Source organism: Nostoc sp. GT001, from assembly GCF_030382115.1.
GTDB lineage: Bacteria > Cyanobacteriota > Cyanobacteriia > Cyanobacteriales > Nostocaceae > Nostoc.
Genome location: NZ_JAUDRJ010000003.1, coordinates 6,443,018 through 6,458,882, shown reverse-complemented (window position 1 = coordinate 6,458,882; position 15,865 = coordinate 6,443,018). Strand labels below are relative to the sequence as shown.

Sequence of the window (15,865 nt, the reverse complement as noted above, 5' to 3'; positions counted from 1 at the left end):
GAATTTTTGCTTATTAATTTCTTTTATGAAAGACTTACAGTTTTTTGAAATATTTTTTAAACTTAAGCAATTTTTCTGTAGTGTTGCCGATCGCTAACAACAAGTGATTACTTAGTAGTAGCATTTTAGCACTACTACTAAGTCTGTACTTGATCTATTATTTCTTTTTACTGGAAGCTTTTGCAGCTTTTTTAGCAGCTTTTTCAGCAGCGATCGCAGCTAACTTTGCTTGTTCTTTTTCCTCGGCAATTTTCTGGAGATAGTAATGATAGTCTCCTAAGTAAACCCGGAATTCACCATCACGAATTTCGACGATTTTGTTAGCTACTTGAGAAATAAAGTAGCGATCGTGGGAAACTACAATTGCCGTACCGTCATAATTTTTGAGAGCTTCTTCCAGCATTTCCTTCGCTGGAATATCTAGGTGATTTGTCGGCTCATCTAAAATTAGTAAGTTTGCGGGACGTAAAAGCATTTTTGCCAACGCCAAACGAGCTTTTTCTCCTCCACTTAATGCCCCAACTGCCTTAAATACAGTATCACCTGTAAATAAGAAGCGTCCCAAAAGCGTGCGGACTTCTTGATTATCCCAGTCTGGAACTTCATCATGGATAGTTTCCATGACAGTTTTTTTCAAGTCCAAAGCTTCAGCTTGGTTTTGCTCAAAGTAACCAGGAATAACGTTATGATCCCCTAATTGAACAATGCCTTCTGTGGGTGGTTCCATACCCATAATTACGCGCAGAAGGGTAGATTTTCCAGCACCGTTGGGGCCAAGAAAAGCAATGCGATCGCCTCTTTCAATTAGCAGATTTGCTGCCAAAAACAAGATTTTATCACCATAAAGATGAGTTAAATCTTTAATTTCTACTACCTCGCGTCCACTGCGGGGTGCAGGGGGAAAACGGAAGTGTAGAGTTCTTACCCCAGCAATGGGCGCTTCAATGCGCTCGATTTTGTCGAGTTGCTTTTCCCGGCTTTTTGCCTGGGTACTGCGGGTAGCACTGGCGCGGAATCTATCAACAAAGGTTTGCTGTTTCTCTAATTCTTTTTGCTGGCGTTCGTAAGCACTCAGTTGTGCTGATTGACTTTCGGCTTTTTGTTCCAAATATGCCGAGTAGTTACCAAGGTAGGTACTGGAAACGCCACGTTCAGTTTCCACAATTTGGGTGCAGAGGCGGTCAAGGAATTCCCGGTCATGGGAGACTATTACCATCGGCGTAATCAGCCCTCTGAGGTAATTTTCCAACCACTCAATTGTTTCTAAATCTAGGTGGTTAGTCGGTTCATCCAGCAGCAACAAGTCGGGTTTTTGCAGCAGGATTTTACCTAAACTCATCCGCATTTGCCAACCACCACTGAAGGCACTGACGAGGCGATCGCCATCTTCTAGCCCAAACCCCATTTCTGGCAGAATTTTCCCAATGCGTGCATCTAAGTTGTAGCCGTCTAAGGCTTCAAATTTACGCTGCAAGCGATCCAACTTGTCGATCAGTCGATCCAGTTCCTCTGGGCTAGCCGTTTCCATCTCTTGTGGGATGTGCGCCAGAGATAACTGTACTTCGTTGGCTTCTTTGAAGACAGTCCAAAATTCTTCTCTAACGGTGCGAGTGGGGTCTACTTCAAACTCTTGGTTAAGGTAGGCTATATGTAAGCTATTAGGACGAATGATTTCGCCAGCGGTGGGTTCCATTTCCCCAGAGATGATTTTAAGTTGGGTTGATTTTCCAGCACCGTTGACACCGACTAAGCCAATGCGATCGCCTGGTTTAACTTCCCAGTTGATATCTTTGAGAACTTCGCCTGTGGGATAAATTTTACTTATATGTTCTAGTCGCAGCATTAAGTTTCTCTCAGGTAGGGAGTGGGTGGTTGAGGACGAAGTACTAACACCGCCTCTAATATTAACAAAAATTAACTATAAATTCGTCGTGATCAAGTTTGGAAGCCGCAAACCAAATTTGGCTTGAGCCACGGATAAAATTTACCACATCTATCTCAAGGCTGACTTTGTGCTACTTCTCTGACTTCTTCGACATTCAAATCTAACGCCTGTGCTACTTGTTCTACAGTCAACCCTGCTGCCAACATTGCTGGTACTGCTTTTAGTTTCCCTTGAACTTTACCTTCTTCAATGCCTTGAACCTTACCTTCTTCAACACCTTCCTGAAAGGCTTCTTGATAAAATCTGGTTTGTTTTAATTCGCTTAAGCCAAACATTTCCTCCATCTCCTCCCTACTCATTGTGGGAAATTTGTAAGCCAAAATCGTCTCTATAAATTGTAATAATTGCTGCTGTTTTGGTGGTGAGCTTATCTCTGACTTGGTTCTGTCTATCAACTCCCTTGCTTGTGCGATCGCTATATCGTCAGTTGCAATTACTAATTTAGCAGTTGCAATGCCAATTGGAAGCGATGCAGCTTCACCTAATTCATCCAAATAAATGCGCCTGACGCGCCCACTTGTGAAAAACTCACGGTAATGTTTGATATTGCCTGTATCAAGATTCCTGTTTGGGTATAAAACCACAGCACCCCAGTCATTTGATGGTTGATTCTGACGGAGGTATAAACATATTTCTGCAATTAGCCGTGAATAAATTTCCCCATCAGCTTGAAATTGCACTTCAACAAAGTAAATCGGGTTATCACTTCCTGGTGTAGGCAGAAATACGCCATCGATTCTGAAGGCTGTTTGTTTGATTTCAGCTGATGAAAATTGATAAAGACTAGCTGATTCTGGAGGATTACCAATAAGTTCAAAGAAGATATCAGGGAATTCTTGAAACAGCCGATAAAAGATGATGTCTGTTTTCACAATTTTATATCATTTGAAAATTTTTATTTGCTGTTCATTTATTACTTTATTCTTCAGAACCATCTCGCACTTTGAGCAATTGCTCTTTTGCCATCCCTAATATCCGTGAAAGGGGCGCTAATAAACTATCATCAAATGCTTCTCCAGCATAAATACTATTCAGTTCAGTAGGGGATAATTTAAAGGTATCGCAGAATTTAGCAAACTCCTGGTTACTCAAGTCAAGCTCTTTTTGCCTATCCTGAAGTAAAACTGCGATCGCTCTAGTTCCATACTTGGGACGTTCACTAGTTTTTATATATTTTTCCATTAAATAATTGACTTTTCTGGTATCGCCGCCGATTTTTTTAATTAAATCAGTACAAGCCATTTTTAGCGCTTTTTTTAAAACTTCTTCTTCATTTAAAACTTTAATAATTTCACTAGCATATTCTGGTTTAAAAATCCCACCAAATTCCCTTGATGATAAACTGGTATATAAGGATTGTTGGTTTCAACTTGCCAATCTAAAGGCTCATTGCGTAGCGACATAGCTGCACCCCTAAATATTTTCAGATTGCACCATTTTAAAACCATTTATTCCTTAACTGCCAGTAAAATACCCTAGCACTGGCGATTAGAAATCGCAGCTATACAGACAAAACCCACCTCCGTGGGTTTCAACTTGCTGGAGTCCACGCAGACGGGCTTAGTTTATATAGTCATTACGTATTTCTTCCAGAACCTCTAACTCAGCCAAAATTAGCGATCGCCAGATGAATCAAGGCGATTCTACTACTCACACGCCTTGTTTTGTGATTCGTATTCTTCAAAAATTATTACAGCAGCTTCTAAGTATCGATCTAATAGACGATGAGCGGATATATCAGGTAATACTAATTCGACTGCCCTAGTGGTTTCCATTACTCCACCACGATCTTCTCCATCTTTAAAAGCTGCGATAGAACCCCATAGTCGAGCTATTGCAGTTTGAATTTCTTCCCTTTCAGGCAAATACCATATTTCTCGACTAATTTCATTACACTGTAAAGGAGTTAAAACATTTTGCTTTGATAAAGCTTGCTGAATATATTTATTAAGCTGGGAGAGTTTGTCCGATTCAATCTCGGATGAATATATTTCTATGCACTCTATTGCCCATTTAATTGCCAAACTATAGTGATATTTTTGTAATTTAAGTGCAATTGGATAAGCCCAAAGTATTTCTTTTTGCGCTATAGTTTGTTTTACATTTTCTATTACTTGTTTCATAGATGTAACTATATCTAACTAACTTGGAGTAAAACTTATAAGTATATAATTTTTTTCACCTCGTTTTACTTAAGGTATCTCCAAATAACAAATGAGCGTCATAAAAATGGTACTAATTATCCTTCCCAGTCTTGACGAGTATCGCACAGAAAATTGTCTGCGTAGGCGTAGCCCGTCGTAGACATCGCATCATCAAATAAATAAGGGCAATCCTTTGGAAAAGTTCGTAATGGTAAGTTAGTTTCTCGTAGCGCCAAATCGACTCCGGCTTCAAAGCCATCTAACAATGATTCTTCGATTCGAGACTTTAAACTAGGGTTCTGTCGCAGATGCCTGTGGATGGCGCGACGCTGTTCTCTAATTGTTAAAAACCAACTGCGAGAGCGTTGTTCGGGTTGATACTCCCACTTTAAGAGATGACCGAGTAATACACTCAGACGGCTCACGAGTTCCCGATACTCCTGTCTCCCCAAAGCTTGAATTTCCTCTTGCAGGTGTTGCCAGTCTAGTTCCATAACTAGCCTCTGCTCTAACGCTTTAGCCTGCTGCTGTGTCCAGCCATAGAAGTCTTGGTCATACAAAAAAGGTTTGTCCATAGAGTTGAATCTTGACAGCAAGAAACCACAAGCTAGTTTGATCCGATTTTGCGCTAAATCGCCCTTAAAAAACTTAATTACGAATTACGAACTTGTACTGAGCGTCTTGCCTTGAGCGAAGTCGAAAGGAGCCGAAGTATTACGAATTACGAATTATTTTAATATTCAACTTGCTTTCGCTTCATCCCCAGACGCTTCAGCCACAGCCGCCAATCTATCTGCCGCAGCTTGCACAATTTGAGCTACTTGGCTAAGAGGCATGTGCTGGATTTGTCTCAGAATCAGACTCAAATCTGAAGTTTCTGGAATTGGCTTACCATCAATGCAGCTGATTAACTCTTCCATTGTGTAGCCTGCTTTCGATGCGATTTGAGCCAAATTTTCTGTATCTGGAACCTTCACACCTTTTTCCCACATCTGAACAGCAGTAGCAGATACTCCCAAAAGCTTACCAAACGCTCGCTGACTCATTGAACCGCGAGCTAGTTTAATGATTTCAATCAGTTTTTGTTTGCTTTCGATCTTCACTGCTTATATAGCTAGCCAACTTTATTTACAAGTTTACTTTCAATAATACAAGTTTACTTTTATATTGACAGCCTTGTGTTTTAGTACTAAACTATATCTCTGGTTGTAAATCGGCAACTACAGGCATCAAGCTAGTAGAATAACCCATCTATCTTTAATCAACCCAAAAAACTTAGTTTGCTACGGCGGTTGTGCTAGTAGTTAGACTTTGCTGCGAAGAAATAATATCGAAGGTGCATCATGTTTCGCAAGCCAGGCAAAATTAACCAATATCGCCGCAAAGGTAAAAATCTTATAGCCATTAATAAAATTAAACCAGAACAGTGGAACATTTCTGACGCAGAAACCAAAGAAGCTTTAAAAGTTAAAGGCTACGATGTTAAGCAAATCAAAAAAATCCACCTTCTGAAACATCAAGTGTGTATTTCCTACTGGGATGCAAAAGGCAATATATGCAGCAGCTTTTTTAGCTACCGGATTTTTGCACGTTGGCAAGAAGAAGTGGAAAAGCTAATTTATACCTGTGAAACCCTGAAGGAATGGGCGAAGCTAAACTACGTTATGAAGTACGAATTTGCCTATTACCATTATCCCAGTGAAATAGAAGATATACTCCATGCGATATTAGAAAACCACCTGTCCGTGTTAAAAGCAACATTGCAACAAGTGGTTTTACAGAATATTNNNCAACANGCACAGCAATTANNNCCATTTGTAGAGACGCGATTCATCGCGTCTTTATCCAACCAAAGATGTGTTGCAATCATTAATTGAATTGGTATTAGTTAGCGGCAGAAGTCGCTAACTCCGCAAGACGTTCCTGTTGGTCTAGAGATATACAAGATTGGATAAGCGTCTCTAAATCACCATCCAAAACAGGGGTAAGGGAATAATTCTGACCTAACCGATGATCGGTAGCGCGGTTATCTTTATAATTATAGGTGCGAATTTTTTCCGATCGCGATCCAGTACCAACCTGCGATCGCCGCATGGAAGTAACAGCTGCTTGTTGTTCGCTTAACTTGATGTCATACAACTTCGCCCGCAGAATTTGCATCGCCCGTTCTTTGTTTTGCAACTGGCTGCGTTCTTCTGTACAGAAAATCCGAATCCCTGTCGGTTTGTGCATCAAGTCAACGGCTGTTTCCACCTTGTTGACGTTTTGTCCACCAGCACCACCAGAACGGGCTGTAGTCATTTCAATATCTTTCGGGTCAATGTGAATTTCCACATCATCTACCTCTGGCATAATCGCCACGGTAGCTGTGGAAGTATGAACCCGTCCCCCAGATTCAGTTGCTAAGCACGCGCTGCACACGATGCACTCCAGCTTCAAACTTTAACTGGCTGTAAACGTCATTACCTTTAATTTCGAGAATGACCTCTTTCCAGCCACCCATTTCTCCGCGAGATTCGCTTACTAGAGAAACTTTCCAACCTTGAGTCTGGGCATAGCGGGTGTACATCTGCATCAAATCGCCAGCCCAAATACTTGCTTCATCGCCACCAGTACCAGCCCGAATTTCCAACATGATATTCTTTTCATCATTGGGGTCGCGTGGTAGTAGTAAGACCTTCAAGCGAGACTCTAAATGTTCTATTTTTTCTTCAAGTTCTTTTACTTCCAGTGATGCCATTTCTTGCAACTCTGGGTCACTTGCAGATTCTTTGTAAACCTGACGCGCTCCAATCAAGTCTTCTTGGGCTGTTTTCCAAATTTCATAAGTATTAACTACCTCTTCCAAAGAAGAACGAGACTTAGCAATTTCTTGATACTCATCAGGATTGCTAGCGGTATCGGGGTCGCCAAGACGACGTGTTAATTCATTAAAAGTTTGTTCAACGGATTTTAGTTTGTCCAGTAAGTATGATTCAGCCATGACGATTGCGATCGCTCCTTAAAAAAATAACAAATTGGCTCGAGCATATAAATAAAAATCGACCCAGCTGATGCAGGGCCGTCGTTAACAGCAGAGCCAACTCGCTACTTTTTGTCTTGTTCGTCGCCAGATGTTTGAGTGCTGCTCATACCGTACTTGCGGAGGAAGCGCTCTACTCGACCTTCAGTGTCAATAATCTTCTGAGTGCCAGTGTAAAAGGGGTGATTTCCAGACCAAACATCTACGTGCAATTCTGGCTTGGTAGAGCCAATGGTCATAACGACTTGACCGTTGCAGTAAACTTTAGCATCTGGATACCACTGGGGGTGAATATCAGCTTTAGCCATTGTTCTTTTTGTGATGAATCTATATAAATTATAACTTTCAGGTTTCAATTGGAGCTAGGAGAAGGGAGAAGGGAACAGTTTACAGTTAACAGAAAACTATCACCTGTCCCCTGTAACCTATCACCTTCTTCACCAATGCCCAATTCCCTAACGCTTAGAGTATTGAGGTGCTTTCCGAGCTTTGTGTAAACCATATTTCTTCCGCTCTTTTGCTCTGGGATCGCGAGTCAAGTAACCTTCGGTTTTCAAAGGTGGGCGGTTGTCTGGGTCGAGTTGGCACAAAGCACGAGCAACTCCCAAGCGAACAGAATCAGCCTGTCCGGTCAAGCCGCCGCCTTCTGCTTTCACCAAAATGTCATACTCGTTTTCTAATCCCAGAGTTTCTAGGGGTGCTTTAATCACTCCCAGGTAGTTGGGGTTGAATTGGAAATACAAGGTTCCATCTTTACCGTTCACAATCAGTTGACTGGTGCCTGGAACCAAGCGTACCCGTGCTACCGCATTCTTACGGCGGCCAGTACCCCAGTATACGGCGCGACCGCTATTAGCATCTGCTACTACCATTAATTTTCTTCTCCAGGAATTGTATTAACTTTTAGTTCTTTAGGTTTTTGAGCATCATGGGGATGCGTAGGCCCAGCATAAACTTTCAGCTTGGTGAACAACTGCTTACCCAAGCTATTTTTAGGTAGCATACCTTTAACAGCTTGTTCTAAAATTCGCTCTGGTATGCGGTCTTGCAGTTTAGCGAAAGTTTCCGTTTTCATTCCACCAGGGCGACCAGAATGGCGGCGGTAAAGCTTTTGAGTGCGCTTTTTGCCTGTGACTGCTACTTTCTCGGCATTGATGACGATTACGAAGTCACCTGTATCTAGATGAGGTGTATATTCGGGTTTCTTTTTGCCTCTCAATACCTGGGCGATTTCGCTGGCGAGGCGACCGAGGCGTTTGTCGGTGGCATCTACTATGTACCACTCACGCTCAAGGGTTGCTTGAGAAGGAAGGTATGTTTTAACTGTTGTCATTTGTCATTTGTCCTTTGTCATTTTTAATTTGTCATTAGTCATTTGTCTTTTGTCATTTGTTATTTGTCCTTTGTCCTTTGTCAGTTGTCCTTAGTTATTCACTAATGACTAATGACCAATGACTACTGACCAATGACTAATGACTCTTGACTAGTGACGAACTTTGGCAAGGTGTCGTACCAAATCTCTTTTGGAAAGGGAAAATCGGGATAGCCGACTCGCAACAAACACAAGCCTTGAGGCGGGGCAGCATATTTCACTTCTTCCCGGCGTTCTTCTTTCCAGAGTTGGGTGAAGCCAGAAAGTGTTCGTTGTCCAGAACCTACTTCTACCAGCATCCCTACCAACAGCCGTACCATGCCATACAAAAATCCATCTGCCTGTATTTCAATATGGATAAATGGCCCACTGCGACGACACTCTGCTGCTTGTACCTCTACCCAGGAATGCGATCGCTTTGAGCCTGCACGGTGAAAAGCAGCTAAGTGATGCTTTCCCAAGAGAGGTTTCAAGGCAGCTTGGATTAAAGATTCATCCAGGGGTGCATAATAATAATGCCAACTGAAGGGTCTTACAAACAAGTTAAGCCGATCTTCAGTATATATTGTGTAGCGATACCGTCGATAGGCTGCACTAAAGCGAGCGTGCCAACGGTTATCGACACCAGCTGAAGCCCTGATTAATATATCTGGCGGCAGGTAGCTGTTGAGGATTGTTGCCCACTTGTGAGGCGGAATAAAACCTGTTGCTTCAAAATGGGCTACTTGAGCAGCAGCGTGAACTCCAGAATCGGTTCGCCCAGCTCCATGCAGTGTTACATGATACCCAAGAATAGTAGCGATCGCAATTTCAATCTCTTCTTGGACTGTCCGGTGTTGTTTTTGCCGTTGCCAGCCATGAAAATGAGTGCCTAGGTATTGGATTACCAAGGCTACTCGATGAGTTTGTGTAGGCTGGTGGCTTTCTAACATACAGATTTTGTCCTTTGTCATTTGTTTTTTGTCATTTGTCCTTTGTCACTTGTCCTTTGTTATTCACCGATGACCAATGACTAATGACTAATGACCAATAACCAATGACTAAATGACTTAAACCAATTCAATTATTGCCATTTTTGCATTATCGCCCCGACGCGGTACGGTATGCAGGATGCGGGTATAACCGCCCTGGCGATCGCCATATCGAGTTGGAGCTTGCTCAAATAGAGCGTGAACCAGTTGTTTGTCGAAGATATAGCCAAGAGCTTCCCGGCGTGCTGCCAAAGAGCCATTTTTGGCTAGGGTAATCATTTTTTCCACTTCACTTCTGAGAACTTTCGCTCTAATTAAAGTGGTGGTGATCTTACCATGACGGATCAACTCGGTGGCGAGCGATCGCAGTAAAGCACGGCGTTGATCGGCTGGTTTACTGAGTTTTTTGACGCGACAACGGTGACGCATAATTATGCACTATGAATTATGAAGGTTTTTCTTAAGGGTGTTTAGAGCCTCTTTCCATTGGCAGGGTAATGCCCAAGCGTCGCTGCAAAGCTTCCACAACTTCTTCTGCTGACTTCTGCCCAAAGTTCTTAATTTCTAAGAGGTCTTCTTGGGTATAATCCAGCAAATCTGCCACAGAGTTAACTTGTGCCCGTTTGAGACAGTTATATGCCCGCACAGAAAGTTGCAACTCTTCGATGGGTATCTGAGCAGTTGGATCGTCTGGAATATCCGAACCTGTGTCTGTTGGTTCTAGGGAGATGTCTTTCAACGGATTGAATAAATCTACCAAGATTGCGGCAGCAGAAGATAGTGCTTCTTGAGGGGAAATACTGCCATTTGTCCAAACTTCCAACAGTAGTCGGTCTTTTGGAATCAAGCCTTCCCCACGAGATTCTTCAACACTGTAGTTGACTTTTCGCACNNNAGCNATAAATATTGAGTCGATTTGCAGAAAATCCAACGATGTGGCTTCCTCACGTCCTCGCTCTACAGTGCGATAGCCTTTGCCTTTCTCGATCCGAAATTCCATTTCTAGCTTTCCACCCTCAGCGATGGTGGCTACATACTGGGTCGGATCGATGACTTCTACTTCACTGGGCAAATCAAAATGCGCCGCAGTGATTGTTGTTGGACCGGTAACGAGTAATCTCCCAATCTGAGGCTGCGAAGAATAGTTTTTGAGGATAACTTCCTTCATTCTCATGAGGATTTCCAGCACATCTTCCCGCACGCCCGGAACTGTAGCAAACTCGTGTGAAACGCCCGCAATCCGCACTGCTGTAACTGCTGTACCTTCTAAATTAGACAGTAAAACCCGCCGCAGTGCGTTGCCAACAGTTGTTCCTTGACCGCGTTCTAGAGGTTCCAATACAAATTTACTGTAATGGTTCCGACTTTCTTCGGTATTCGACTCTACACATTCAATTTGAAACTGCGCCACGGATGAGCCTCCCTTTTTCTAAGGTGCTGCTAGCAGACAAATCAATTGCCTCCAGAATTGATTGCCAATTTTCGATTTTGGACTTTGGATTTTGGATTGTGCTTCTTTGGTTCATGCTCCGCCTCTGATTGGCGCAACAAATCTTAAATCATCAACTTAAAATCCACGAGCCCAGCACCCTTATAATCGGGTTCAATCTAAAATCGCAAATCTAAAATCCAAAATTGATTAATAATATTTTTGGTAGCCGGAAGTTTAACAGCTTTCCCGGCGGGAAAATCTGACGCGCTTCTGGTTGCCCAAGCTTTGACTCAATAACAGTTTGCACGTTAGACGCTCAAGCGGTCATTGCTGGCTGTAACTTTTCGTCCTCACTGCCCAAGTCTTGGTGTTTAAACTCGACGGCGCTTGGGCGGACGACAACCATTGTGAGGAATCGGGGTAATATCCCGAATCAGGGTAATTTCCAGTCCTGCTCCTTGAAGTGCCCGGATAGCGGTTTCTCTACCTGCTCCTGGCCCACTGACCATTACCTCAATTTGGCGCATTCCTTGATCGATAGCGCGACGGGCTGCACTTTCAGCAGCGGTTTGCGCTGCAAAGGGAGTTCCCTTTTTTGCTCCCTTAAAACCGCTAGAACCAGCACTAGCCCAGGAGATGACATCTCCATTTTGATCGGTAATGGTGACAATGCTATTGTTGAAAGTAGACTGGATGTAGGCCATTCCACTGGGTACATTCCGTTTCTGCTTCTTGCTCCCGGATTTTTTAGTTGGTTGTCTCGCCATACTTGTTTAGTTGATTTAAGGTAAAACTTGCTCGGATTAGCAAGCGTTGCAAAATTATTTCCCTGGAGCCTTCTTCTTCCCAGCCACTGTCTGCCTTCTGCCTCGACGGGTTCTGGCATTGGTGCGAGTTCTTTGGCCTCTGACTGGTAAGCCCATGCGATGACGACGACCTCTGTAGGTACCAATGTCAACTAAGCGCTTGATGTTCAAAGACTCCAAGCGCCGCAAGTCGCCTTCTACTTGATAGTTGGTTTCTATTTCCCCTCGTAGGGCTGTCACATCGGCATCACTTAAGTCTTTAACGCGGGTGTCTGGGTTCACACCAGTAGCCGCTATAATTTCTTGAGAGCGTGATAAACCAATTCCGTAGATGTAAGTTAGACCGATCTCGACGCGCTTATCGCGTGGAAGGTCTACTCCGGCAATACGTGCCACAATGAACTCTCCCTATTGTTCTCGCAATTACTGTTGGTTGGAAAAACGTGACTAATCGCGTCTTTTCGTTTTAATGATGATGTGCGTGTTACAACTCACTCTGTTGGTAAGAGTTTTATCCTTGACGTTGCTTGTGTTTCGGGTTCACGCAGATCACCATAACGCGACCACGACGTTTGATCACGTTACACTTTTCACAAATTTTCTTGACTGAGGCTCTAACTTTCATGGCCTTTTATTTTTTGACTCCAAATATAAAATTATAGCATTTATAGGAAAATTAATCCAGTTAAATGACTAGTAAACAGTCAAAAAAATGGTTTTATGGTAAAATTCTCTACATACACTTACTTCTTTCGTAGTCGATAAGTAATTCTGCCTTTGGTCAAGTCGTAGGGTGTTAACTCCACCTTGACGCGATCGCCGGGCAAAATCTTGATATAATTTCGGCGAATCTTGCCGGAAATGTGTGCTAGCACGTTAAAACCATTGTCCAAGTCAACGCGAAACATCGCATTGGGCAATGACTCTGTAACCGTGCCTTCCATTTCAATCAAATCTTGCTTAGACAATTTGTTTTTTCCTCAACTCAACAATTCGGTGTTCAGTTGCAGCGCTTCATCTGCAAAGAAACACATTTTAAGAAATATATCAACAGTTTATTAATATATCTTAGCTAAAATTGATCTTTTTCTTGGGAGTGTGGTTGGGGAGTAGGGAATTATGTACTCTCTATTCCCCTTCTTTTCACGAAGCGATTACCTTTTGTAGTTCACCAGTGACATCTTCTTGGGACTGATTGCCATTGACTGTTAGGAGTTTTTTGCGATCGCCGTAATAATCAATTAAAGGTGCAGTTTCAGCACGATACACTTCTAAACGACGACGAATTACCTCTTCAGTATCATCTTTTCGTCCTCTAGCTAGCAAACGTGCAATTACAATTTCATCTGGTGCATCTAAATTGACTACCCTTTCGCCACCTTGATGTATTGCTTCCAGTAACTTCTCCAAAAAAGCTGCTTGGGTCACTTTCCGGGGAAATCCATCCAGAATCCAACCATTTTTGGCATCTGGTTGATCGAGGCGCTCCTGTACCAAGTCCTGCACTAGCTGGTCGGGTACTAACTCGCCGCTATCAACATAACTTTGAGCTTTGATTCCTAAAGGAGTCTGCTCTTTCATAGCTTGTCTTAATATTTCACCCGTAGAAATATGGGGAATATTCAAGTGTTCAGCCAAAGTTTGAGCTTGTGTTCCTTTACCCGCTCCAGGTGGCCCCAAGAAGATTAATCGCGTCACTATTATTTCACCATTCCTTCATAGCGCTGAGATATGACATAAGTTTGGACTTGTTTGGCTGTCTCAATTGCCACACCAACTAAAATTAACAAAGAGGTAGCACCTATCCCCTGGAAAGTTTTCACATTCAAAGCACTTTCCACGGCTGTGGGGATAATCGCAACAAAGCCCAAAAAGATCGCACCCAAAAAAGTGAGTCGGTTGGAAACGCGTTCGATATACTCGCTAGTTGCCTTGCCGGGACGAATTCCAGGAATACTAGAACCCATTTTTTTCAAGTTCTGCGCCACGTCTACTGGGTTGAGAATCAACGAAGAATAGAAGTAGCTGAAGAAAACTATGGAAACCATGTAGACCAAGGCATAGACCCAGGAGCTAGAACCGCCTGGACTCAAATAAGTGTTAACTATATTCGCCAATTCGGCATTTTTAGTAAAATTGGCGATCAGCAGTGGCAAGCTGAGGATGGCAGCAGCAAAAATAATTGGCATTACGCCGCCTTGATTTAGCCGCAGAGGGAGATAGCTACGTTGCTCTGCCAAAACTCTCCGACCTACTTGGCGACGAGCCGAAATAATTGGGATGCGGCGCATTCCTTCTTGAACAATCACAATACCAACAATTGTTGCTAGGAAAACTAAGATCAGCACGATCACCCGACCTACTGTTTCCCGACCGCCGACTTGCACCAAGTCGATGGTGTCACCCAAAGCTTTTGGTAATGATGCAACAATATTGACAAAAATCAACAAGGATGCACCGTTTCCAATACCCCGTTCTGTAATTAGTTCTGATGCCCACATAACGAACATTGAACCAGCAGTCAGAGCGATCGCAGTTTCAGCGACAAATATGGGACCTGGGTTTAAGGCAAATTGCTGGAGGAATAATGCCGAAAAAGCTGTACTTTGAAGAATTGCCCAAACTACAGTTACATATCGGGTAATTTGCGATATTTTTCGCCGACCAGCTTCCCCTTCATTTTTCTGTAAATTTTCTAAAGATGGAATGGCCGCCGTGAGCAATTGGATGATAATAGACGCATTAATGAAGGGCAAAATTCCTAAAGCAAAGACTCCCAAAGTCGAAAGTCCTCGCCCGGAAAATATATCCAGTAAGCCAAATATGGAATTACTGCCCGATATGGCTTCGGCAAATCTTGGTCTATCAATCCCTGGAACGGGTAAGAAAATACCCAGGCGAACCAAAATTAAGATACCGACGGTGACAAGCAGCCTACCTCTTAGCCCGGCTGCCTGCGCCATCTGCATAAAAGTTTCTTGAGCCGTTGGGGCTTTATCTCGACTGATCATAGAGTGCTACCTTTATAGTGAACCAAGCACTGGCAGCGAGTTGGCTTGCATTTAAGTGCGCTGTTCCGGCTCACTCATAAGACTTCACAACTACCACCAGCTGCCTCAATTTTGCTACGCGCTGAACCTGTGAAAGCTGCCGCTTGTACCTTGAGCGGGATGCTCAATTCCCCGTTACCTAGAACTTTCAGTGGCCCCTTGACAGCAGTCAGGATACCTGCGGCTTTCAATGAGGTCAAAGTTACTTCCGTATTCGCGGGAAGGGAGGCTAGCTTCTCTACATTAATCGTAGTGTAAATCCTCTGATTAATAATCGGAAAGCCCTTCAGCTTAGGTAAGCGGCGGTACAATGGCTGTTGACCACCTTCAAAACCTGGTCGGGTACCACTACCAGAACGAGATTTTTGACCCCGCATACCTAAACCAGCACTAGCGCCTTGTCCGGCAGAAATACCTCTAGCTACACGGCGCTTGCGTTTTTTTGAGCCTTTTTGCGGCTTAACATCATGGAGTCTCATAATTTATCAAGTTCTCATTTGTCGTTTGTCATTTGTCGTTTGTCATTTGTCATTTGTCCTTTGTTATTCACTAATGACTCATGACCAATGACTAATGACTAAATTAGATGTAGAGATTTTGAATAGGAATACCGCGATCTTCGGCGACTTCAGCAAGGGTACGCAGTGTAGATAAGGCATTAACTGCGGCTCTAGCATTATTGAGCGGATTGTTGGAGCCTAGTTGCTTGGCTAAAACGTTACGAACTCCTGCTAATTCCAACACAGTTCGCACAGCACCACCCGCAATTACCCCAGTACCAGGTGCGGCTGGACGCATAATCACTTTTGCACCACCACCGACACCATCAATGGGATGGGGGATGGAGTTGGATTTGGTGATTGGGATATCAATGAGGTGTTTTTTGCCGTCGGCTACGCCTTTTTTGACGGCACCTATTACATCTGAAGCTTTGCCTACTCCAACTCCAACCTGACCGCGTTCGTTACCAACGACAACAATCGCTCGGAAGCTGAGTTTTTTACCACCTTTGACCACTTTACTTACGCGGCGGATTTGGATAACCCGCTCTTGCCAAGTGGTTTCTTCTTTTTTGGCACGCTTTGTTCTACTTTTACGCTCTGTTGCCATAATTTATGCTCTG

22 protein-coding genes and 1 pseudogene are annotated in these 15,865 nt (G+C 43.3%); 1 reads left to right on the top strand and 22 read right to left on the bottom strand.

Translation table 11 applies throughout. The annotated features are described in order from the left end of the window. Positions 1–157 precede the first annotated feature (157 nt). The 7 genes from QUD05_RS30230 to QUD05_RS30200 all read right to left on the bottom strand — a co-directional run bounded on the left by QUD05_RS30230 (position 158) and on the right by QUD05_RS30200 (position 5,192). Positions 158–1,843: an ABC-F family ATP-binding cassette domain-containing protein gene (locus QUD05_RS30230; RefSeq protein ID WP_289799274.1), complete on the bottom strand. Its 1,686-nt coding sequence runs from the start codon at positions 1,841–1,843 to the stop codon at positions 158–160. Positions 1,844–1,998: 155 nt separating this feature from the next. Beyond that, positions 1,999–2,817, bottom strand: coding sequence for an Rpn family recombination-promoting nuclease/putative transposase (locus QUD05_RS30225; RefSeq protein WP_289799273.1), 819 nt, complete (start codon positions 2,815–2,817; stop codon positions 1,999–2,001). Between the two features lie 46 nt (positions 2,818–2,863). Next, complete coding sequence (locus QUD05_RS30220; protein WP_289799272.1) at positions 2,864–3,187, bottom strand: hypothetical protein; 324 nt, start codon at positions 3,185–3,187, stop codon at positions 2,864–2,866. A 32-nt stretch (positions 3,188–3,219) separates the two neighbouring features. Beyond that, entirely contained in the window at positions 3,220–3,393 is a 174-nt protein-coding gene (locus tag QUD05_RS30215; RefSeq protein ID WP_289799271.1) for a hypothetical protein, read from the bottom strand. Between the two features lie 198 nt (positions 3,394–3,591). Next, entirely contained in the window at positions 3,592–4,068 is a 477-nt protein-coding gene (locus QUD05_RS30210; protein ID WP_289799270.1) for a hypothetical protein, read from the bottom strand. Between the two features lie 116 nt (positions 4,069–4,184). Continuing rightward, the gene (locus QUD05_RS30205; protein ID WP_289799269.1) at positions 4,185–4,664 is read right to left on the bottom strand and encodes a DUF29 domain-containing protein; all 480 of its coding nucleotides are present in this window, start codon (positions 4,662–4,664) and stop codon (positions 4,185–4,187) included. 165 nt (positions 4,665–4,829) lie between these two features. Beyond that, positions 4,830–5,192 (bottom strand): helix-turn-helix domain-containing protein, encoded by a 363-nt coding sequence (locus QUD05_RS30200; protein WP_069070753.1) that lies wholly within the window; start codon positions 5,190–5,192, stop codon positions 4,830–4,832. A gap of 240 nt (positions 5,193–5,432) precedes the next feature. Here QUD05_RS30200 and QUD05_RS30195 point away from each other — a divergent pair, with 240 nt between their 5' ends. Continuing rightward, positions 5,433–5,966 (top strand): hypothetical protein, encoded by a 534-nt coding sequence (locus QUD05_RS30195; RefSeq protein ID WP_289799268.1) that lies wholly within the window; start codon positions 5,433–5,435, stop codon positions 5,964–5,966. Positions 5,967–5,973: 7 nt separating this feature from the next. Here QUD05_RS30195 and prfA read toward each other — a convergent pair. From prfA to rpsE, 15 genes and pseudogenes are all read right to left on the bottom strand, one after another. Further along, positions 5,974–7,072, bottom strand: a pseudogene (gene prfA, locus QUD05_RS30190) (peptide chain release factor 1). A 104-nt stretch (positions 7,073–7,176) separates the two neighbouring features. Further along, entirely contained in the window at positions 7,177–7,419 is a 243-nt protein-coding gene (gene rpmE, locus QUD05_RS30185) for a 50S ribosomal protein L31 (RefSeq protein ID WP_251955662.1), read from the bottom strand. 147 nt (positions 7,420–7,566) lie between these two features. Then, positions 7,567–7,983: a 30S ribosomal protein S9 gene (rpsI, locus tag QUD05_RS30180; protein ID WP_289799267.1), complete on the bottom strand. Its 417-nt coding sequence runs from the start codon at positions 7,981–7,983 to the stop codon at positions 7,567–7,569. Beyond that, positions 7,983–8,444, bottom strand: a complete 462-nt coding sequence (rplM, locus tag QUD05_RS30175) for a 50S ribosomal protein L13 (protein WP_114081992.1) — start codon at positions 8,442–8,444, stop codon at positions 7,983–7,985. The genes rpsI and rplM overlap by 1 nt, the downstream gene beginning before the upstream one ends. 122 nt (positions 8,445–8,566) lie before the next feature. After that, on the bottom strand, positions 8,567–9,415 hold the full coding sequence (gene truA, locus QUD05_RS30170; protein ID WP_289800117.1) for a tRNA pseudouridine(38-40) synthase TruA: 849 nt from the start codon (positions 9,413–9,415) through the stop codon (positions 8,567–8,569). Between the two features lie 117 nt (positions 9,416–9,532). After that, on the bottom strand, positions 9,533–9,883 hold the full coding sequence (rplQ, locus tag QUD05_RS30165) for a 50S ribosomal protein L17 (RefSeq protein WP_100901254.1): 351 nt from the start codon (positions 9,881–9,883) through the stop codon (positions 9,533–9,535). 31 nt (positions 9,884–9,914) lie between these two features. Next, positions 9,915–10,865: a DNA-directed RNA polymerase subunit alpha gene (locus QUD05_RS30160; RefSeq protein WP_289799266.1), complete on the bottom strand. Its 951-nt coding sequence runs from the start codon at positions 10,863–10,865 to the stop codon at positions 9,915–9,917. Positions 10,866–11,257: 392 nt separating this feature from the next. Then, positions 11,258–11,653: a 30S ribosomal protein S11 gene (rpsK, locus tag QUD05_RS30155; RefSeq protein ID WP_012410703.1), complete on the bottom strand. Its 396-nt coding sequence runs from the start codon at positions 11,651–11,653 to the stop codon at positions 11,258–11,260. A 54-nt stretch (positions 11,654–11,707) separates the two neighbouring features. Next, entirely contained in the window at positions 11,708–12,088 is a 381-nt protein-coding gene (gene rpsM / locus QUD05_RS30150; protein ID WP_104906411.1) for a 30S ribosomal protein S13, read from the bottom strand. A 115-nt stretch (positions 12,089–12,203) separates the two neighbouring features. Continuing rightward, positions 12,204–12,317 carry a 50S ribosomal protein L36 gene (rpmJ, locus tag QUD05_RS30145; RefSeq protein WP_015129703.1) on the bottom strand — a complete coding sequence of 38 codons (114 nt, stop codon included), beginning with the start codon at positions 12,315–12,317 and terminating at the stop codon, positions 12,204–12,206. Positions 12,318–12,435: 118 nt separating this feature from the next. Then, complete coding sequence (gene infA, locus QUD05_RS30140; protein ID WP_006276978.1) at positions 12,436–12,660, bottom strand: translation initiation factor IF-1; 225 nt, start codon at positions 12,658–12,660, stop codon at positions 12,436–12,438. Positions 12,661–12,835: 175 nt separating this feature from the next. Then, positions 12,836–13,390 carry an adenylate kinase gene (locus QUD05_RS30135; RefSeq protein WP_289799265.1) on the bottom strand — a complete coding sequence of 185 codons (555 nt, stop codon included), beginning with the start codon at positions 13,388–13,390 and terminating at the stop codon, positions 12,836–12,838. Positions 13,391–13,392: 2 nt separating this feature from the next. Beyond that, complete coding sequence (secY, locus tag QUD05_RS30130; RefSeq protein ID WP_289799264.1) at positions 13,393–14,703, bottom strand: preprotein translocase subunit SecY; 1,311 nt, start codon at positions 14,701–14,703, stop codon at positions 13,393–13,395. A gap of 74 nt (positions 14,704–14,777) precedes the next feature. Continuing rightward, the gene (gene rplO, locus QUD05_RS30125) at positions 14,778–15,221 is read right to left on the bottom strand and encodes a 50S ribosomal protein L15 (protein WP_289799263.1); all 444 of its coding nucleotides are present in this window, start codon (positions 15,219–15,221) and stop codon (positions 14,778–14,780) included. A 103-nt stretch (positions 15,222–15,324) separates the two neighbouring features. Continuing rightward, on the bottom strand, positions 15,325–15,852 hold the full coding sequence (rpsE, locus tag QUD05_RS30120; protein WP_190891248.1) for a 30S ribosomal protein S5: 528 nt from the start codon (positions 15,850–15,852) through the stop codon (positions 15,325–15,327). Positions 15,853–15,865: the final 13 nt, after the last annotated feature.

Coding starts and splice junctions, on each gene's coding strand:
- QUD05_RS30230 (WP_289799274.1), bottom strand. CDS start 1,843: ATGCTGCGACTAGAACATATAAGTAAAATTTATCCCACAGGCGAAGTT.
- QUD05_RS30220 (WP_289799272.1), bottom strand. CDS start 3,187: ATGGCTTGTACTGATTTAATTAAAAAAATCGGCGGCGATACCAGAAAA.
- QUD05_RS30215 (WP_289799271.1), bottom strand. CDS start 3,393: ATGGTTTTAAAATGGTGCAATCTGAAAATATTTAGGGGTGCAGCTATG.
- QUD05_RS30210 (WP_289799270.1), bottom strand. CDS start 4,068: ATGAAACAAGTAATAGAAAATGTAAAACAAACTATAGCGCAAAAAGAA.
- QUD05_RS30205 (WP_289799269.1), bottom strand. CDS start 4,664: ATGGACAAACCTTTTTTGTATGACCAAGACTTCTATGGCTGGACACAG.
- rpmE (WP_251955662.1), bottom strand. CDS start 7,419: ATGGCTAAAGCTGATATTCACCCCCAGTGGTATCCAGATGCTAAAGTT.
- rpsI (WP_289799267.1), bottom strand. CDS start 7,983: ATGGTAGTAGCAGATGCTAATAGCGGTCGCGCCGTATACTGGGGTACT.
- rplM (WP_114081992.1), bottom strand. CDS start 8,444: ATGACAACAGTTAAAACATACCTTCCTTCTCAAGCAACCCTTGAGCGT.
- truA (WP_289800117.1), bottom strand. CDS start 9,415: ATGTTAGAAAGCCACCAGCCTACACAAACTCATCGAGTAGCCTTGGTA.
- rplQ (WP_100901254.1), bottom strand. CDS start 9,883: ATGCGTCACCGTTGTCGCGTCAAAAAACTCAGTAAACCAGCCGATCAA.
- rpsK (WP_012410703.1), bottom strand. CDS start 11,653: ATGGCGAGACAACCAACTAAAAAATCCGGGAGCAAGAAGCAGAAACGG.
- rpmJ (WP_015129703.1), bottom strand. CDS start 12,317: ATGAAAGTTAGAGCCTCAGTCAAGAAAATTTGTGAAAAGTGTAACGTG.
- secY (WP_289799264.1), bottom strand. CDS start 14,703: ATGATCAGTCGAGATAAAGCCCCAACGGCTCAAGAAACTTTTATGCAG.
- rplO (WP_289799263.1), bottom strand. CDS start 15,221: ATGAGACTCCATGATGTTAAGCCGCAAAAAGGCTCAAAAAAACGCAAG.
- rpsE (WP_190891248.1), bottom strand. CDS start 15,852: ATGGCAACAGAGCGTAAAAGTAGAACAAAGCGTGCCAAAAAAGAAGAA.